At 71.9% G+C, this 18,612-nt stretch carries 12 protein-coding genes; 5 read left to right on the forward strand and 7 right to left on the reverse strand.

Annotated elements, in window-relative coordinates; all coding sequences use genetic code 11:
* Nucleotides 1-22: 22 nt before the first annotated feature.
* Together ACSU6M_RS28045 and ACSU6M_RS28050 are read right to left on the reverse strand one after the other, a co-directional pair.
* Nucleotides 23-2,692, reverse strand: a complete 2,670-nt coding sequence (locus ACSU6M_RS28045; RefSeq protein WP_437073321.1) for a cellulose binding domain-containing protein — start codon at nucleotides 2,690-2,692, stop codon at nucleotides 23-25.
* 197 nt (nucleotides 2,693-2,889) lie between these two features.
* Complete coding sequence (locus tag ACSU6M_RS28050; protein WP_437073323.1) at nucleotides 2,890-5,802, reverse strand: glycoside hydrolase family 48 protein; 2,913 nt, start codon at nucleotides 5,800-5,802, stop codon at nucleotides 2,890-2,892.
* Nucleotides 5,803-6,294: 492 nt separating this feature from the next.
* Between ACSU6M_RS28050 and ACSU6M_RS28055 the strand changes: the two genes are divergently transcribed.
* Nucleotides 6,295-8,016, forward strand: a complete 1,722-nt coding sequence (locus ACSU6M_RS28055; protein ID WP_437073324.1) for a glycoside hydrolase family 6 protein — start codon at nucleotides 6,295-6,297, stop codon at nucleotides 8,014-8,016.
* A gap of 177 nt (nucleotides 8,017-8,193) precedes the next feature.
* The gene (locus tag ACSU6M_RS28060; RefSeq protein WP_437073326.1) at nucleotides 8,194-9,099 is read left to right on the forward strand and encodes a class I SAM-dependent methyltransferase; all 906 of its coding nucleotides are present in this window, start codon (nucleotides 8,194-8,196) and stop codon (nucleotides 9,097-9,099) included.
* A gap of 89 nt (nucleotides 9,100-9,188) precedes the next feature.
* Here ACSU6M_RS28060 and ACSU6M_RS28065 read toward each other — a convergent pair whose 3' ends face one another.
* The 3 genes from ACSU6M_RS28065 to ACSU6M_RS28075 all read right to left on the reverse strand — a co-directional run bounded on the left by ACSU6M_RS28065 (nucleotide 9,189) and on the right by ACSU6M_RS28075 (nucleotide 13,084).
* The gene (locus ACSU6M_RS28065; RefSeq protein ID WP_437073327.1) at nucleotides 9,189-10,019 is read right to left on the reverse strand and encodes an aldo/keto reductase; all 831 of its coding nucleotides are present in this window, start codon (nucleotides 10,017-10,019) and stop codon (nucleotides 9,189-9,191) included.
* A 90-nt stretch (nucleotides 10,020-10,109) separates the two neighbouring features.
* Complete coding sequence (locus ACSU6M_RS28070) at nucleotides 10,110-11,936, reverse strand: AMP-dependent synthetase/ligase (protein WP_437073329.1); 1,827 nt, start codon at nucleotides 11,934-11,936, stop codon at nucleotides 10,110-10,112.
* Nucleotides 11,937-12,229: 293 nt separating this feature from the next.
* Nucleotides 12,230-13,084, reverse strand: coding sequence for a LysR substrate-binding domain-containing protein (locus tag ACSU6M_RS28075; RefSeq protein WP_437073330.1), 855 nt, complete (start codon nucleotides 13,082-13,084; stop codon nucleotides 12,230-12,232).
* 158 nt (nucleotides 13,085-13,242) lie between these two features.
* On the opposite strand from ACSU6M_RS28075, the gene ACSU6M_RS28080 reads away from it, so the two are divergent.
* Nucleotides 13,243-14,283, forward strand: a complete 1,041-nt coding sequence (locus ACSU6M_RS28080) for a bile acid:sodium symporter family protein (RefSeq protein WP_437075388.1) — start codon at nucleotides 13,243-13,245, stop codon at nucleotides 14,281-14,283.
* Here the strand turns inward: ACSU6M_RS28080 and ACSU6M_RS28085 are convergent.
* The gene (locus ACSU6M_RS28085; RefSeq protein WP_437073331.1) at nucleotides 14,219-15,445 is read right to left on the reverse strand and encodes a DUF4185 domain-containing protein; all 1,227 of its coding nucleotides are present in this window, start codon (nucleotides 15,443-15,445) and stop codon (nucleotides 14,219-14,221) included. The genes ACSU6M_RS28080 and ACSU6M_RS28085 overlap by 65 nt on opposite strands.
* A gap of 207 nt (nucleotides 15,446-15,652) precedes the next feature.
* Nucleotides 15,653-16,501: a formate dehydrogenase accessory sulfurtransferase FdhD gene (gene fdhD / locus ACSU6M_RS28090; protein ID WP_437073333.1), complete on the reverse strand. Its 849-nt coding sequence runs from the start codon at nucleotides 16,499-16,501 to the stop codon at nucleotides 15,653-15,655.
* Between the two features lie 253 nt (nucleotides 16,502-16,754).
* Between fdhD and ACSU6M_RS28095 the strand changes: the two genes are divergently transcribed.
* Nucleotides 16,755-17,693 carry a beta-ketoacyl-ACP synthase III gene (locus tag ACSU6M_RS28095; RefSeq protein ID WP_437073335.1) on the forward strand — a complete coding sequence of 313 codons (939 nt, stop codon included), beginning with the start codon at nucleotides 16,755-16,757 and terminating at the stop codon, nucleotides 17,691-17,693.
* 228 nt (nucleotides 17,694-17,921) lie between these two features.
* Nucleotides 17,922-18,599, forward strand: coding sequence for a GntR family transcriptional regulator (locus tag ACSU6M_RS28100; protein WP_437073336.1), 678 nt, complete (start codon nucleotides 17,922-17,924; stop codon nucleotides 18,597-18,599).
* Nucleotides 18,600-18,612 lie beyond the last annotated feature (13 nt).

Here is an 18,612-nt window from a genome sequence, read left to right on the forward strand (position 1 = left end):
CGCGACGGGCACGCCCCCCGGTTCAGCTCACCGTGCAGGACCGGTCGCCCATCCTGAACGCGGTCGGCTTGCCGTTGGTGCCCGACCAGCTGCCGGTGAAGCCGAAGCTCACCGACGAACCCGCGGCCACCGTGGCGTTCCAGCCGACGTTCTTCGCCGTCACCGTCCCGCCCGAGGCGGAGTGCTCGGCGTTCCACATCTGGGACACCGTCTGGCCGTCGGGGAAGGTCCAGCTCAGGGCCCAGCCGTTCCAGGCGCTCGTCCCGGTGTTGGACAGCCGCACATCCGCCTGGAAGCCGCCCGCCCACTGGTTGGTGACCTTGTACGTCACCGCGCAGGCGCCCGTGGGCGCGGGCCCGGGTCCGGTGCCGCCGCCGGAGTCGGAGGAGTCGCCGTAGATGATCCCCCGGCCGTTGGTGGCGATGTACACCCGGCCGTAGACCCGCGGGTCACCGGTGATCGCGGCGCCCGTCCAGCCCCACTGGTGGGCGTCGTCGTTGATCCGGGTCCAGGTCGCACCCTTGTCCGTGGAGCGGAAGATGCCCCGCACCCCGCCGATCTCGGCGCTGGTGTAGAGGGTCTGGTACGAGGCGCCGGCCGCCGCCTTGCCGAAGCCGATGGCGTCGGCCTCCTGGACGTTCGCCAGCTTGGTGAAGCTCGCCCCGCCGTCGGTGGAGTGCCACAGCCCGTACGCCCCGTCGCTCGCCCCGCCCGCCAGCCACACCTCGCCCTTGGTGCCGGGCAGCGCCTTGAAGCGCACGCTGTCCCCGCTGGGCAGGCCGGTCGCGGCGGAGGCGGTGAAGGTGGCGCCGCCGTTTGTACTGACGTAGAACTTCCCGGACTTGAAGCCGTAGAACACCTTCGGGTCGACCCGGTCGGACTCGACGATCGCCCCTGCGGGGATCCCGGAGGACGCGGCCCACGAGGTGCCGAACCCGGTCGTGTGATGCACGCCCGCGCCCTGCGGGCTCCACACGAACCGGCTGCCGTCGGCCGCCGCGGCCACCGTGCCGCCGCCGCTCACGCCCGAAGGGTCCTGTCCCGCGAACCAGTTGGTGCCGTTGTCGGTGGAGAACGCGATGTGCGGGCCCGCGTCCAGGTTGCCGACCCGCACCACCGTGTTCGGGTCGGACTCCGCGTAGTCCAGGCTGGTGGTGGTCGTGAAGTTCGGCGAGGTGTACATCATCGCCGGCACCTTCGTCAGATCCGTGTGCCGGAAGCCGCCCACGTCACCGAGCGCGCTGAGCAGCGGGGCGCCCGACGGGGGAGAGGCCAGGTCGTTGACGGCCGTCTCCTCCAGGCCCTGCACCATCGGCTTGATGGTGAACCGGGTGTCGCGGTCCCAGTTGGTGAGGTTCTCGGTGCCGTAGATCGTCGCGCCCGTGCCGTACATCATGCGGTCGGAGTTGAACGGGTCGATCTCCAGCGCCTCGGTCATCCAGCCCAGTTTGGGCGTCTGCTCGGGCGGCGACGGGTTCGCGCCCCAGGTCAGCCAGGGGGACGACGAGACGTCCATCGTGTAGCGGTTCGCGCGGTCGGGGTACGAGGTGTAGTCCCACGCCTTCGTCCAGGTGCCGCCGCTGTTCGTGGAGCGGAAGATCTGGGTGTCCGGCCACCAGGAGCTGTACGCCGTCGCCATCACCGTGCCCGGCCTCTGCCGGTCGACGGTCAGGCCGCTGAACCCGTAGTAGGTGTCGGCCTCGGCGACCGGGCTGATGTCCGTCCAGGTGCCGGACGCCGTCGCGTACCGCCACAGCCGGCCCTTGCCGCCGTTGTAGGGGCCCGCCTTGTCGCTGTAGGCGAGGTACAGATAGCCGTTGGCCGCGTCGAGCACGCCCTTGTGGGCCAGGTAGCCGGTCGGCTGACCCGGCAGGCGCTGCCAGGTCGCGCCCGCGTCCGTCGAACGGTAGACGGCGTTGTCCTTGTCGGCGACACCGACGTAGATCGTCCTTGTGGCGCTGCCCGCGGTGCCGGTGGACTCGTCGAAGGTGACCCAGACGATGCCCTGGTTGTCGGAGTTGTAGCCGGAGGTGTCGGCCGGATCCTCCACGTAGTTGCCCACGTTGGGGAAGTGGGACACCTGCGACCAGGTCACACCGGAATCCGTCGACCGCCACAGGCCCTTGCCGCTGGGCGCCCCCAGGTACAGCACGCTGTTGCGGTTCGGGTCGACCGCGAGCCGCTCGCCCATGCCGCGGCCGGGCATGTTGCCGCCCAGCTTGAACGGCAGGTCGGTCTTCCGCCAGGTCGCGCCCCGGTCCGCGGAGCGCATCACCGCGCCGTTCTTCGGGTCCCAGTCGTTGGTGTACGTCCCGACGGCCGCGTACACCCTGTTCGGGTCCACGGGGTCGGAGGCGAGGCTCACCACGCCGGTGTGCCCCCAGTCGTCCCAGCCGACCGAGTCCAGCAGCGGGGTCCACGTTCTGGTGGACTCCACCCAGCGGTAGGCGCCGCCGATGTCGGTGCGGGCGTAGGCGAGGTTCTTCTCCTTGCGGTTGAACACGATGCCGGGGACGAAGCCGCCCCCGTCGATCCGGGCGTTCTTCCAGGTGTAGGTGTCGGCGGCGATCGCCGCCGGTTCGCTGCGCGCGGGCTCGGGTGCGCTCGCGGGGGCGCCGACCGCGGCGGGCGCCCCGGCCAGCAGCCCGGCCGCGAGCGCGCACACGGCCGTGAGGATGCGGGTTCTTCGCACGGTGGGGATCCTCTCCTCATGGGGGTGGAAAGGCATGGGGAGACCGGGCGGCCCCCGTGCGGGAGGGGGCCACCCGGCCGGCCGGCCTCGCCGTCAGGTGACGAGACCACGTACGCGGAACTCTCAGGCGCTCGGCGGTGAGGTGCCCGGGGCGTGGGACCGACCCACGTCCCGACCCGCGGAGCGCCCGGCGGGGGCTATTCGAGGAGCTCCGCGTACGAGCCCATGGCGAGGGCGATGTCCGCCTGCGCCCAGAACCGGTGGTACGTGAAGGACGGCACCGCGCCGCCCGCGAGATACGACTCGATCTTCGACCAGGCCGGGTCGTCCTCGTAGAAGGAACGGATGGACTCGAACGTCGACGAGGAGTTGATGACGTCGCCGTTCGGCATGGTCCCGGTCCAGCCGCTGGGGACGTACACCGGGTCGTCGAAGCGGTTGTAGTCGGCGCGGTTCTCCGGGACGGCGATGCCCAGGGCGTCCTGGTGGTTCTTCCACATGCCGTCGAGCAGGGCCTTCGCCGTCGTCGCCGCCTGGGTGTCACCCGAGCGGTCCGCGTAGTACGTCAGGGTCTTGGCGTACGCGGCGGCCACACCGACGTCGTTGGTGTAGTCGACCACGGACACGTGCAGCCCGTTGTTGGCGCCCGGGTTCGCGGCGTTCCAGGTGTCGGGCTGGCCCGACCACTGGAGCGTCGACGGGATCCGGAAGGTGCCGTCCGGGTTGATCGTCGTCTCCGACAGCGCCCAGTCGACCCACTTGTCGAGCACGGCCTTGGCGGCCGCGTTGCCCGTCTGCTGGTAGTACTCGGCGACCCGCTCCATCGACCACGCCTGGAAGCCGAACCACTGGTTGGACGGCGGGTCGTGGTAGACGGGCTTCTCGTCGTAGTACATGCCGTAGAACGTCGACTTGCCGGCCGGCGGGGTCGCGTAGCGGCCCGCCCAGCTGTTGGTCGCGCCGCCGGCGATCGCGCCCTCGCTGGACTGCAGCCAGCGGTAGAACTCGATCTGCCGGGTCAGGGACTTCGCCCAGTCGGCGGTGCCCGTGGCGGACTTCGGCTTCAGCGGGTCGTAGGCGCTCAGCGCGTACGCGGCCAGCGGGTTCTGGTAGCCGCCGTGCGCGTGGCTGGAGCCGATGCGCCAGGCCCAGCCCGCCGAGGTGTCGGTGGCGCCGCCCCACGCGTAGTACCAGGACAGCAGGTAGTGCGAGGCGTCCTTGCCGGTGCCGGCCGGGCAGGACGGGCTGGTGCAGTTGCCGATCTTCTTGAAGTACTTGTCGAACATGGCGTAGCGCAGGTAGTCGCCCATCTTCGCGGCCTTGCTCACGGTCGCGGAGACGGCCGAGCCCTTGCCCTGCTGCTTGGCCCAGATGTCCGCCCAGTACGCGGCCTGCACCGCGCGCGCGTCGGCGTCGGGGGCGTTGGTGAACTTCCACTGCTTGGCGTAGGACGCGTCCTTGGTGAACAGGTCCAGATAGCCGTTCCTGCCGCCGTACTTGAAGGCGTCGCAGGTGGGCTGCGGGATGGTCTCCCACACCGACTCCTGCGGGCCGCGCTGGAAGGTGTTGATGTAGGACGGTCCGGTGTCGGTCGGTCCGGCCTCGCACTTGCCGGGCGAGTTGCCGTAGCCGTAGACGTTGTCGACGTCCTGGATCCAGTGCATGCCGTACACGTCGTCCGTGCCGTAGGCGGACTTCAGCTCACCGGCGATCGGGTCCGGTCCGACCGAGACGCCCGTGTCCAGCGGGGACGGGTACTCGTTCGGGGTGTCGTACTCGGGCGCGTAGGTGGCGGGCTTGGAGGCGTTGTAGAAGGAGTTGGTCGGCTGGTCGGCGTGGGTGGGGATCATGTACTTCTCCATGATCTCCCAGGCCCCGTTGAACTTGGACCAGTCGCCGGTCACCTTGCCGTACATGGCCTGGAGCCACAGCAGATAGCTGTACGCCTCCGAGGTGGTCTCATGGCCGTGGTCGGGCGCCTCGACGATCAGTGTCTCCACCGAGTGGTAGGGGATGCCCTCGGGGGAGAAGTAGCCGTTCGCCGGGTTGGTGATCTTCCCGTACAGCTCCAGGAAGCGGGCGTCGTACTCCTTCGCCGCGGCGATCTGGGTGACCGTCACCGTCGCCTTGGCGTGCCCGGTGGCCGTCGACTCGAAGGTCGCCGCGCCGGTGCCGGTGGAGTTGGCGGTGATGGTCACCTTCTGCGCGGTGTTCCAGTTCGCCGGGGTGAAGGTCAGGCTCGCCCCGCCGGTCACGGACAGACCGGTGTTGCCGCCGGTGCGGGCCGTGGTGACGGTGACGTTGGAGGAGGGCTGCGTGGACAGCTTCACCTCGTAGGTGCCCGTCTTCCCCTGCTGGACCGGGAGTTGGGTGGGGCTGGCGACGACCGACGGGCCCGCGGCCACCGTGATGCCGACCGGCGTGGAGTTCGCGGAGGCGCCCAGGCTGTCGTACGCCTTCGCGACCAGCGAGTGGCTGCCGACGGCCAGGTTGCTGACCGACAGCGCGTACGGCGCGGTCGTGTCGGTGCCGAGCAGCGTCGTGTCGTCGTAGAACTCCACCTTGGTGATGGAGGCGTTGTCGGCCGCGGCCGCGGTGGCCGCGAGCGGCACGGCGTCGCCCTGTGTGTAGACCGCGCCCGCGGCGGGGCTGGTCAGCACGGTGATCGGCGGCTGGTGGGCGCCGGTGCAGGGGGTGCCGTTGACGGAGAAGGAGGCCGGTGCCGCGTTGGTGCCGCTGTAGGTGAACTGGGCGCCGGTCGACACCGCGGCTCCGGCGGCGATCGTGCCGTTGTACGAGGCGTTCCGTACCGTGATCGTCTGGCCGGACTGGGACCAGGTGCCGTTCCAGCCGTTGGTCAGCCGCTGGTTGCCGGTGTAGGAGTACGTCAGGGTCCAGCCGTTGATGGGGTCCGTGCCCCGGTTGGTGAGCGTGAGGTCGGCGGTGAAGCCGGAGCCCCAGTCGTTGGTCTTGTAGTCGACGCTGCACTGGAGCGGCGCTGCCTGAGCGGGCGTCGAGCCCGTGCTCAGCATGGTCAGGGGGAGCGCCAGAGCAGCCACGACGGTCGTCCACACCCGCCGTAGGCCCTTGCGTCTGCGTGGGGGATGCACGTGCTGGTTCCTCCTTGCGGCTCGGAGAAAGATGTCAAGGCTTGAACCAGTGGGAGCGCTCCCATAGTGAGAGCGGGGTGGTATTCGGTCAAGGCGTTTGAAGAGTCGAAAAGATTCGATGAACCTGTTCGAGGAAAAGTCAAGTCGGGCCCCTGTCCTTTACCCACGCTTGGCGCTACCTTCCTTCGCACCAGTGGGAGCGACTCCACCAGTCGACGCGAGCTGCCACAGCTCGCCCGGACGGCAAGGAATCGCTCATGCGACACCCCCCGCGTTCCGTTCTGCCATGCGCCGGCGCGGCCACCGCGTCCGCCAGGGCCTGCCCTCGGGGCCGGCCGCGCCGATGACGCCCGGCGGTGACCCCGCACCTGCCTTTCTCCGCTCGCGAGTTCGGCGAGCGCTTCCGCCTGCACTCCTTCGCCGATCACGTCATGGCGTGGTGCGGCGCGCGTACCACCCGGACAACCCCACCTGGAAAAGGAACCCGCACTCATGAGCCGTAGCAGAACAGCGATGCTCGCCGCCCTGGCCCTCGTCGCCGGTGCCTCCGGAACCGCCCTCGCCGTGGTCCCCGGCGGCGCCGGGATCGCGGCGGTGCCCTGCACCGTCGACTACAAGGTGCAGAACGACTGGGGCAGCGGCTTCACCGCCGCCGTGACCGTCACCAACAACGGCGCCGCCAAGTCCTCCTGGTCGGTGGGCTGGACGTACGGCGGCACCCAGCGCGTCACCAACGCCTGGAACGCGCGCGTCACCCAGAGCGGCGCCGTCGTGACCGCCGCCAACGAGTCCTACAACGGCTCGCTGGCGACCGGCGGTTCGGTCAGCTTCGGGTTCCAGGGCACCTACAGCGGCAGCAACGCGGTCCCGGCGACCTTCACGCTCGACGGCGTCACCTGCAACGTCGACGGCGGTGGCGGTCCCACCACCCCCGGCCCCACCGACCCGGGCACACCCACCGGCCGGGTCGACAACCCCTACGCCGGCGCCAAGGGATACGTGAACCCCGAGTGGTCCGCGAACGCCGCCGCCGAGCCGGGCGGCAGCCGGATCGCCAACCAGCCCACCGGGGTGTGGCTGGACCGGATCGCCGCGATCAACGGCGCCGGCGGCAAGATGGGGCTGCGCGCCCACCTCGACGAGGCGCTGCGTCAGAAGGGCACCGGCGAGCTCTACATCCAGCTGGTCATCTACAACCTGCCCGGCCGTGACTGTGCGGCGCTCGCCTCCAACGGCGAGCTGGGCCCGACCGAGATCGGCCGGTACAAGACCGAGTACATCGACCCGATCGCCGCGATCCTCGCCGACCCCAAGTACCGCGGCCTGCGGATCGTCACCACGGTCGAGCTGGACTCCCTGCCCAACCTCGTCACCAACGTCAGCCCGCGGGCGACCGCCACGCCCAACTGCGATGTGATGAAGGCCAACGGCAACTACCAGAAGGGCGTCGGCTACGCCCTGAACAAGCTCGGCGACATCCCCAACGTCTACAACTACGTCGACGCGGGCCACCACGGCTGGCTCGGCTGGGACGACAACTTCGGCCCCTCCGCCGACATCTTCAAGACCGCCGCGACCACCGAGGGCGCGACCGTCGCCGATGTGCACGGCTTCATCGTCAACACCGCCAACTACAGCGCCCTGAAGGAGGACCACTTCAAGATCACGGACATGGTCAACGGGACCTCCGTACGCCAGTCCAAGTGGGTCGACTGGAACCGCTACGTCGACGAGCTGTCGTACGCCCAGGCCATGCGCGACAAGCTGGTCTCCGTCGGCTTCGACTCCAAGATCGGCATGCTGATCGACACCTCCCGCAACGGCTGGGGCGGCACCGCGCGGCCCACCGGTCCCGGCGCCACCACCAGCGTCGACACCTATGTCGACGGGGGCCGCTACGACCGCCGGATCAACACGGGCAACTGGTGCAACCAGGCCGGCGCGGGCCTCGGTGAACGCCCGAAGGCCGCTCCCGAGCCGGGCATCGACGCCTACGTCTGGATGAAGCCGCCGGGTGAGTCCGACGGCGCCAGCAAGGAGATCCCGAACGACGAGGGCAAGGGCTTCGACCGGATGTGCGACCCCACGTACACCGGCAACCCGCGGAACAACAACAACATGTCCGGAGCCCTCCCGGACGCCCCGCTCTCGGGGCAGTGGTTCTCCGCGCAGTTCCAGCAGCTGATGCGCAACGCCTACCCGCCGCTGTCCTGACCCGGTGACCGCGTGACCCGCCGGGACCGACCCCAGGGAAGGTCCCGGCGGACCACGCCCGGACCCCAGGGAAGGTCCCGGCGGACCACGCCCGGTTTTGCCGTTCCGGCAAGACGACTGGCCTCTCCCCGGTGCGTCGGCGCACGCTGGCGACAACCCGAGGAGAGGCTGACCACCATGGCGCACGCACACCACACGCCCCACCAGCACGGCGCGGGGCACCACCACCACCACGACTCGACCGACATCGACTGGGCCGAGATGGGCCCCCTGCTGGAGTCGCAGGCGGAACTGTTCACACCGCTGTACGAGCACGCCCTGGCCTGGCTGGCCAAGCGGCAGACGGAGCCCGGTCTGATCGTGGACGCGGGCAGCGGACCCGGCGTGGTCGCGTGTCTGCTGGCCGACACCTTCCCCGGCGCGCGCGTGGTCGCCGTCGACAGCACCGAGCCGCTGCTGGAGCGGGCCCGCGCCCGCGCGGAGCGCCTGGGCGTCGCCGACCGCTTCGGCACGCTGGCCGGCGAACTGCCCGGCGTCCTCGGCGACCTGGACTACCCCGCCGACCTGCTGTGGGCGAGCCGCAGCCTGCACCACCTGGGCGACCAGCGTGCCGGTCTGGCCGCCTTCGCCGAACACCTCGCCCCCGGCGGCACGCTCGCCCTCATGGAGGACGGACTGCCCTCCCGCTACCTCCCCCGCGACATCGGCATCGGCCGCCCCGGCCTCCAGGCCCGCCTGGACGCCCTGGAGGCGGAGTGGTTCGCGCGGATGCGGGCCTCCCTGCCCGGCACGGTCGACGAGATCGAGGACTGGCCCGCCCTGCTCACCGCGGCCGGCCTCAAGCCCACCGGCACCCGCACCTTCCTCCTCGACCTCCCCGCCCCCGCCACCGACCGCGCCCGCGCCTACGTCACGGCCTCCCTCACCCGCCTCCGCGACGCCATGGCCGACGAGCTCGACCCCGACGACCGCACCACCCTCGACCGCCTCCTCGACCCCGACGACCCCGCGAGCCTCCACCACCGCCCCGATGTCTTCGTCCTGACGGCCCAGACGGTCCACACGGCGACCCGACCCGTCTGACGGGCCCGCGGGGCATGCGCGAGCGCCCCGGGTTCCGGTGCGGATCCCGGGGCGCTCGGCGCCGGCGGCGCCCGGCGGCGGCCGGTCGGTCAGGCGAAGGTGGCCGGGTCCGGGCCCAGGCGGCGGTTCTCGTTCAGGGCGCTGATGGCGGCCAGGTCCTCGGTGTCGAGGGTGAAGTCGAAGACGGCGATGTTCTCCTGGATCCGGGACGGGGTCACGGACTTGGGGATGACGACGTTGCCGAGCTGGAGGTGCCAGCGCAGGACGACCTGGGCCGGGGTGCGGCCGTGCTTCTGGGCGATGGCGACGATGGCCGGGACCTCGAGGAGGCCCTTGCCCTGGCCGAGGGGGGACCATGCCTCGGTGGCGATGCCCTGCTCGGCGTGGTACTCGCGGGAGGCGTGCTGCTGGAGGTGGGGGTGCAGCTCGATCTGGTTGACCGCGGGGACCACGGAGGTCTCCGCGATCAGGCGCTCGAGGTGCTCCGGGAGGAAGTTGGAGACGCCGATGGCGCGGACGCGGCCGTCGGCGTGGAGCTTCTCGAAGGCGCGGTAGGTGTCGACGTACCGGTCGCGCGACGGCGTCGGCCAGTGGATCAGATACAGGTCCACGTAGTCCAGGCCGAGCTTGCTCAGGGATTCGTCGAAGGCGCGCAGCGTGGAGTCGTACCCTTGCTCGCTGTTCCAGAGCTTGGTGGTGACGAAGATGTCCTCGCGCGGGATCCCGGAGGCGGCGACGGCCTTGCCGGTGCCCTTCTCGTTGCCGTAGATCGCCGCTGTGTCGATGCTGCGGTACCCGGCCTCCAGCGCGGTGGTGACCGCCTGCTCCGCCTCGTCGTCCGGCACCTGCCAGACGCCGAATCCCAGCTGGGGCATCTCGACGCCGTTGTTGAGGATGATCGGGGGGACCTTGCTGCTCACGAGCTCTCGATCCTTCGGTTGTCGTCAGGTGGTACTCACATCGTCAACGATCACACGCCGTGATGCATTCCTGACCGCCAAATCCAGCCGTCACACCCGGTACAGCGCGTCGACCTCCGCCGCGTACGCCTTCTCGATCGCCTTGCGCTTCAGTTTCAGGGACGGCGTGAGCAGTCCGTGCTCCTCGGTGAAGGGCTGGGCGAGGATGCGGAAGGTCCGGATGGACTCGGCCTGGGAGACGAGGGTGTTGGCCGCGACCACCGCGCGACGGATCTCGGCCTCCAGGTCAGGGTCGCGGACCAGTTCGGCCGGGGTGAGCCGGGGTTTGTTGCGCATCGTCAGCCAGTGGTCGACGGCGTCGCGGTCCAGGGTGACCAGCGCGGCGACGAACGGGCGGTCGTTGCCGACGACCACGCACTGGTGGACCAGCGGGTGTTCGCGCACCCGCTCCTCCAGCGGGCCGGGGGAGACGCTCTTGCCGCCGGAGGTCACCAGGATCTCCTTCTTGCGGCCGGTGATGGTGAGATAGCCGTCCTCGTCCAGCTGGCCCAGGTCACCGGTGGCCAGCCAGCCGTCGTGCAGGGTCTCGTCGGTGGCCTTGGGGTTGTTGAGGTAGCCCTGGAAGACGCCCGGTCCGTTCAGCCAGATCTCGCCGTCCTCCGCGATGTGCACGGTCACGCCGGGTATGGGCTGCCCGACCGTGCCGTAGCGGGTGCGCTCGGGCGGGTTGGCGGTGGCCGCGCCCGTGGACTCGGTCAGCCCGTAGCCCTCGTAGATCTGGACGCCCGCGCCCGCGAAGAACAGTCCGAGGCGCCGGTCCATCGCCGAGCCGCCCGACATGGCGTTGCGGATCCTGCCGCCCATCGCCGCGCGCACCTTGGAGTAGACGAGCTTGTCGAACAGCTGGTGCTGCACGCGCAGTCCGGCCGAGGGGCCCGGCCCGATGCCCCAGGCCCTCGCCTCCATCGCGTCGGCGTAGCGCACCGCCACGTCGACGGCCTTGTCGAACGCCCCGAGCCTGCCCTCCTTCTCGGCCTTGCGGCGGGCCGCCGCGAACACCTTCTCGAAGATGTACGGCACGGCCAGGACGAACGTGGGCCGGAACGCGGCCAGATCGGGCAGCAGCGCGGCGGCGTCCAGGCGCGGCTGGTGCCCGAAGCGCACCTTGCCGCGGATCCCGGCCACTTGCACCATCCGCCCGAAGACGTGCGCGAGCGGCAGGAACAGCAGCGTCGCCGCCTCGTCGCCCTTTCCGGAGCGGAACACCGGCTCCCAGCGCCGGACCACGGTGTCCGCCTCGTACATGAAGTTGCCGTGGGTGAGGACACAGCCCTTGGGGCGGCCGGTGGTGCCCGAGGTGTAGATGACGGTCGCCACCGACTCGGGGGTGACCGCGCGGCGGTGCCGGTGCACCACCTCGTCGTCCAGGTGCGCCCCCGCGTCGTACAGCTCCCGCACACAGCCCGCGTCCAGCTGCCAGAGCCGGCCGAGGCGCGGCAGGCGGTCGATCACCGTGGCGATGGTCATCGCGTGGTCCTCGTGCTCCACGACCGCGGCCGTCACCTCGGCGTCGTGGAGCATCCAGAAGCACTGCTCGGCCGACGACGTCGGGTACAGCGGCACCACCTGCGCGCCGATCGTCCACAGCGCGAAGTCGAACAGGGTCCACTCGTAGCGGGTGCGGGACATGATGCCGACCCGGTCGCCGAACCGTACGCCCTGCGCGAGCAGGCCCTTGGCCAGCGCGAGCACCTCGTCGCGGAACTCGGCCGCGGTCACGTCCCGCCACTGCCCGGCCTCGTCCTTGCGGCCGAGCGCGATGTGCAGCGGGTCCTCCTGGGCGTGCTCGAAGACGACGTCGGCCAGGCCGCCCACCGGCGGTGCCGACGCCAACGGAGGGTTGGTGAACTCGCGCAAACCCGCTCCCGCCTTCGACTGGCGCCGCTCCGCACAGCGCCGTGAAAGGTACCTCACCTGGGCGTGTGCCGGGGCGTCCGGTGAGTCCTGGGCGGCCCAATCTCCACGGAATCTGTACGGGACCGGCACCGGGCGGGACGGGCGCGGGGTCCGGGGTGGGACGGGCGCCGGGTTCGGGGTGGGACGAGCGCCGGGTTCGGGGTGGGACGGGCGCCGGGTTGGGGGTGGGTGGTTCGCCGGCCGTCGCGGGGTGCCGGCTCGCCGCGGCCGGTCGCGCGGGTCCCCGCGCCGCTTCAGGGGCGTACCCCGCCCGCCAGTACCGATGCCGCCAGCGCTTCCGCCGGGCCCTGGGCGGGCGTGCGGCGGGGGTTGTGCAGGAGGACGAAGTCGACCTTGCCCAGCTGGGGCAGGCCGGCCCGGTCCGGGACGCGGGCCAGGCCCGGGGGGATCAGACCGCGGGAGTGGGCCATGACCCCGAGCCCGGCGCGCGCGGCCGCGATCAACCCGTTGAGGCTGCCGCTGGTGCAGGCGATCCGCCACTCGCGGCCCTCCCGCTCCAGCGCCTCCAGCGCCAGCGCACGGGTGATGCCCGGCGGCGGGTAGACGATCAACGGGACGGGCCGGTCGGGGTCCAGCCGCAGCCGTTCGGCGCCGATCCAGACCAGCCGGTCGTGCCAGACCAGCTGCCCGCGCGGATCCTCCGCCCGGCGCTTGGCCAGCACGAGATCCAGCTTCCCGGCCGCCAGCTGCTCGTGCAGCGTGCCCGACAGCTCGACCGTGAGCTCCAGGTCCACCTCGGGATGGTCGTGCCGGAAGCGCTCCAGGATCTCCGGCAGCCGGGTGAGCACGAAGTCCTCCGACGCGCCGAACCGCAGCCGCCCGCGCAGCCGGGTCCCGGTGAAGTACGCCGTCGCCTGCTCGTGCACCTGGAGGATCCGCCGGGCGAAGCCCAGCATGGCCTCGCCGTCCTCGGTCAGCTCCACCGAGTGGGTGTCCCGGCTGAACAGCGTCCGCCCGGTGGCGTCCTCCAGCCGCCGCACATGCTGGCTGACCGTCGACTGGCGCAGCCCGAGCCGCCGCGCGGCCTGCGTGAAACTCAGCGTCTGGGCCACCGCGAGAAAGGTGCGCAGCTGGGAGGGGTCGTACACGCCCCCGAGCCTATCGCCGTTCGTGATGACAGTCAGTGCGGTGTACGGGATTCCCGATCACGCGGCGGGGGAGCAGGATGGAGGGGGACCCACGGGCCCCCGTACGAGGGGGACCCCATGTGTCCCGTACGGAGAGAACCGAACGCGAGTGGAGCACTGTGAAGCGCCTGCGCAGGCCGACCCGGCTGCCGATCGACCCGTATGTCCTCCTGCTCCTCGGGACGGTGGGCCTCGGGGCGCTGCTGCCGGCCCGCGGCACGGGTGCGGACGTGGTCGACGGGGCGTCGACGGCCGCGATCGCGCTGCTGTTCTTCCTGTACGGGGTGCGGCTGTCCACCGCCGAGGCGCTGGACGGGCTGAGGCACTGGCGGCTCCATGTCACCGTGCTGGCCTGCACCTTCGTCGTCTTCCCGCTGCTCGGCCTGGCCACGCGCGGCCTCGTCCCGGTGCTGCTGACCGAACCGCTCCACCAGGGCCTGCTGTTCCTCACGCTGGTCCCCTCCACCATCCAGTCCTCGATCGCGTTCACCTCGATCGCCCGCGGCAATGTGCCCGCCGCGATCTGCGCCGGCTCCTTCTCCTCGCTCGCGGGCATCGTGATCACCCCGCTGCTCGCGGCCTCGCTGCTGGGCTCCGGCGTGGGCGGGTTCTCGGCAGACTCGGTGGTGCAGATCGTGCTCCAGCTGCTGGTGCCGTTCATGGCGGGACAGCTGCTGCGCCGCTGGCTGGGCGGTTTCGTCGCGCGGCACAAGAAGGCGCTGGGGCTGGTCGACCGCGGCTCGATCCTGCTGGTCGTCTACGCCGCGTTCAGCGAGGGCATGGTCCAGGGCGTCTGGTCCCAGGTCAGCCCGCTGCGGCTGGGCGGCCTGCTGGCCGTGGAGGCGGTGCTCCTCGGGGTGATGCTCGCGCTGACCTGGTACGGCGCCAAGGCGCTGGGCTTCGGCCGTGAGGACCGTATCGCCATCCAGTTCGCGGGGTCGAAGAAGTCCCTGGCCGCCGGGCTGCCCATGGCGAGCGTGCTGTTCGGCGCGCACGCCTCGCTGGCCGTGCTGCCGCTGATGCTGTTCCACCAGATGCAGCTCATGGTCTGCGCGGTGATCGCCAGGCGCCGCTCGCACGACCCCGTCGAGCCGGTCAGCCCGCGTCCCGCAGCCGCAGGGTCACAAAGCGCGGCCGGTACAGGGCGACGTTCCCGCTGACCTGCGCGGCGGCGTCCGCCGGCTCCAGCCAGTTGACGTCGTAGCTGAGCACCAGCCGCCCTCCGCCGCTCAGCTCGGGGTGCGCCTGCGGGTTGTAGGCGGCGACGCCGCCCGGAGGCAGCGGCGGGGTGAAGTCACGGGCGGGACCGTGCCAGGGGCCGGTGGGCGAGCAGGACCAGTACGACGTCACCGTGGTCAGCCCGGCCGTCCCGCCGGCCATGGTGAACAGCACGTACGTCCCGGCGTCCCGCACCACCGAGAAGGCGCTGCCCACCCCGGTGCGCCGCCCGTCGCCGAGCACCGCGCCGGGCCGCACCCCGGCCGACCACTCGCGGCCCGTCCAGAACTCCCAGGCCGCCGGGTCGCCGAGCCCGCCCTCGGGCACCCGGGCCACGTACGCCGAGGAGACCGGGCGGCCGACGGGGCGGCCGTCGTCACCGCCGTAGACGTACGTCCAGCCGTCCTGGGCGACCAGCGTGGTCCCGAACAGCACGCGCCGCGACGGATCGGCGACCGACCGCTGGTCGTGGACCCGCACCACGGACTCCACCCGCAGATCCGGCAGGGAGAGGGTGGCGACCTCGGTGGCGGTGGGCACCCCGAAGATCCACGGGGCCTGTCCGGCCGTCCGCACCCACAGCACCACGCGGACGACCTGGTCGGCGGCGCCGGGGGAGCGGGGCTCGACCCGGGCGGCGACCGGCCAGCGCCACTGACCGGGGCCGGGGTCGGGGAAGAGCGGGGCGGGCAGGGTTTGCTCCAGGCGGCCGGCGCGCATCAGCACCGCCGAGTTGCGCACCATCGGGGCGCCGGCGTCCCGCCAGGCCGCGAACTCGCCGCGCGGATTGGGCGGGGCGTGCACCGACCCGAGGAAGGTGTCGGAGAACAGCCACAGCAGCCGCCCGTCCGGCAGCCGCACCGAGTGGGAGCCGTCACCGCCGGTCCAGTCGTCGGTGCGCTCGGCGTTGTCGCCGTACCGGGCGAACTCGCCGGTCAGCCGCTCGTCGACGGCCCAGGACCCGACGGCCCGCGCCTCGCACGCCGCCTTGTCCGACCGCTCCTCGCCGGGCAGCGCTGTGAGCAGCACGGCCCCGAGGACCAGGGCCAGCAGCAGACCGATCCCGGTTCCCGTGCGCTGTCGTACCGTCGCGTCGGCAGGCATCGGCGGCGACGTTAGCCGCTGCCCGGCGCGAGGTCCATGGGCGCCCGGCCGGGATGATCTCCCGGTGCGCCTCGCCGGCCCAGCTCGCGGTGCGCCTCGCCGGCGTCCCCCCATCATCTCGCGGTGCGCCTCGCCGACGTCCCCCCATCTCGCGGTGCGCCTCGCCGGCGCCCCCAGCGCGTGCCCGGCGGGGGACGCGGGGAACCGTCAGCCCCGGGCGGCCGCGGTCCGCAGGGCGATGCGGTGCTCACCCGCGTACACGTTCATGGAGCTGCCCCGCAGGAAGCCCACCAGGGTCAGATCCGTCTCCGCGGCCAGGTCCACCGCCAGCGACGACGGCGCCGACACCGCCGCCAGCAGCGGGATCCCGGCCATCACCGCCTTCTGCGCCAGCTCGAACGAGGCCCGCCCCGACACCAGCAGCAGCGACCGCGACAGCGGCAGCCGCCCGTCCCGCAGCGCCCGTCCCACCAGCTTGTCGACGGCGTTGTGCCGGCCCACGTCCTCGCGTACGTCGATCAGCTCGCCGTCCGCCGAGAACAGCGCCGCCGCGTGCAGTCCCCCGGTGCGGTCGAAGACCCGCTGGGCCGCGCGCAGCCGGTCGGGCAGGCTCGCGAGCAGCTCCGGCGCGATGCGCAGCGGGGGCCGGTCGGCGATCGGCCAGCGGGCCGTCGTCCGGACCGCGTCCAGGCTCGCCTTGCCGCACAGGCCGCAGGAGGACGTGGTGTAGACGTTGCGCTCCAGCGTGAAGTCGGGGACGGTCACACCGGGCGCGGTCCGCACATCGACCACGTTGTAGGTGTTCGAGCCGTCGGCCGTGGCACCCGCGCAGTACACGATGTTCCGCAGGTCCGCCGCCTCGGCCAGCACCCCCTCGCTCACCAGGAACCCGGCCGCGAGCGCGAAGTCGTCGCCCGGAGTGCGCATGGTGACGGCCAGCGGCTTGCCGTTCAGCCGGATCTCCAGGGGCTCCTCGGCGACGAGTGTGTCCGGGCGGGTGGAGACGGCCCCGTCCCGCACGCGGATCACCTTGCGCCGTTCCGTGACTCGTCCCATGTGCGCCTCAGTCCCGGTTCTGTATGTGCCGCCAGCCGAACATCTCATTGTCCTGCACGCGCAGGGTGAGGGTGCATCCCCCTCCGCGGTACGCGCACACGGGCGGCAAGGTGCGCGCACCCCCCGTCGCTCTGACAGAAGCCGACAACCCGAGCGCCTGATTCCTGTGACTTCACCTGCCGGGCTACCCGTCGGTCACTGACAAGACTGGTGAATCCCGTAACCGAGGTCATCAACAGGGGGACCGCCAGACATGAACGGCTCGCGTATCGCCGCAGTCGGCCACTATCAGCCCGCCCGGGTGCTCACCAACGAGGAGCTGACGGGCATGGTCGACACCAGTGACGAGTGGATCAGGAGCCGTGTCGGCATCCGTACCCGGCACATCGCCGGCCCCGACGAGCCCGTGGACGAGCTGGCCGCCCACGCCGCCGCCAAGGCGCTCGCGGCCGCGGGACTGGCCCCGGCCGACATCGACCTCGTGCTGGTCGCCACCTCCACGGCCGTCGACCGCTCCCCGAACACGGCGGCCCGCGTCGCCGCCCGCCTCGGCATCCCGCGGCCCGCGGCCATGGACGTGAACGTGGTGTGCGCCGGGTTCACCCACGCGCTCGCCACCGCCGACCACACCGTGCGCGCGGGGGCGGCGCGGCGGGCGCTGGTCATCGGCGCCGACAAGATGTCCGCGGTGACCGACTGGAGCGACCGCACGACCTGTGTCCTCGTCGGCGACGGTGCGGGGGCCGCCGTGGTCGAGGCGTCCGAGGAGCCCGGCATCGGGCCGGTGCTGTGGGGATCCGTGCCCGAGATGGGACACGCCGTACGCATCGAGGGGGAGCCGGCGCGGTTCGCGCAGGAGGGGCAGAGCGTGTACCGCTGGGCGACCCAGCAGCTGCCGCCGCTGGCCCGGCAGGCATGCGAGCGGGCTGGCCTGGCGCCCGAGGAGCTCGCCGCGGTCGTGCTGCACCAGGCCAACCTGCGGATCATCGAGCCGCTCGCGGAGAAGATCGGCGCGGTGAACGCCGTCGTGGCCCGCGATGTCGTCGAGTCCGGGAACACCTCGGCGGCGAGCATCCCCCTCGCCCTGTCCAAGCTGGTGGAGCGCGGCGCGATCACGACCGGCGACCCGGTGCTGCTGTTCGGCTTCGGAGGGAACCTGTCGTACGCGGGGCAGGTCGTGCGCTGCCCCTGAGGGGAGGCGCGCGGGCCGGTCCGCGCGGTCCTCGAGGTCCCTCGCGCATGCCGTCACGCTTCACGCGCTGCTGGGGAGGGCGGGGTGCGCCGGACGAGGCGACGGTGCGCTCGACGAGGTCATGACGGGCCGGACGCGGCCATGGTGCGCCGTAGGGTGTAGACAAAATCCAATCGGCACTGGGTTTTCCGTTGCCGCGCACGGCCGGGCGCCGAGGAGGGGACCGCGATGCTGTCGTCAGGACTGCCCCAGGGGGCCGTGCCCAGGCTCGAACGGCCCGGCCCGCTGCGGGAGCGCGTCTACGAGGCGCTGCTCGAACTCATCACCACCCGTGCCCTGCAGCCCGGCCAGCACCTCGTCGAGACGGAGCTCGCGGGGCACCTCGGCGTGTCCCGCCAGCCCGTGCGCGAGGCCCTGCAGCGGCTGAACACCGAGGGCTGGGTCGATCTGCGGCCCGCCCAGGGGGCCTTCGTGCACCAGCCGACGGAGGAGGAGGCCGACCAGCTCCTCACCGTGCGTACGCTGCTGGAGGCCGAGGCCGCCCGGCTCGCCGCCGCGCACGCGGACAGCGCCGGGGTGGCGGCGCTGGAGGCGCTGTGCGCGCAGGGGGAGCGGGCCGTCGCCGCGGGCGACGCGGACGCGGCCGTCGCGCTCAACGCCCGTTTTCACGCGAAGGTCATGGAGCTCGCCGGCAACGCGGTGCTCGCCGAGCTGGCCGGGCAGGTGGACCGGCGGGTGCGGTGGTACTACACGCCGATCGCGCGGCAGAGGGGGGAGCGGTCCTGGAGCGAGCACCGGGAGCTGATCGCGGCGATCGACGCGCGGGACGAGCAGCGGGCGGGGCAGCTGATGCGGGAGCACACCGAGCAGACTCGGCGGGCCCACCACGCGAGGGCTTCGCAGTAGCGCCGTCGGGGGG

This window comes from Streptomyces sp. enrichment culture, from assembly GCF_964272895.1.
In the GTDB taxonomy this organism is placed as follows: domain Bacteria; phylum Actinomycetota; class Actinomycetes; order Streptomycetales; family Streptomycetaceae; genus Streptomyces.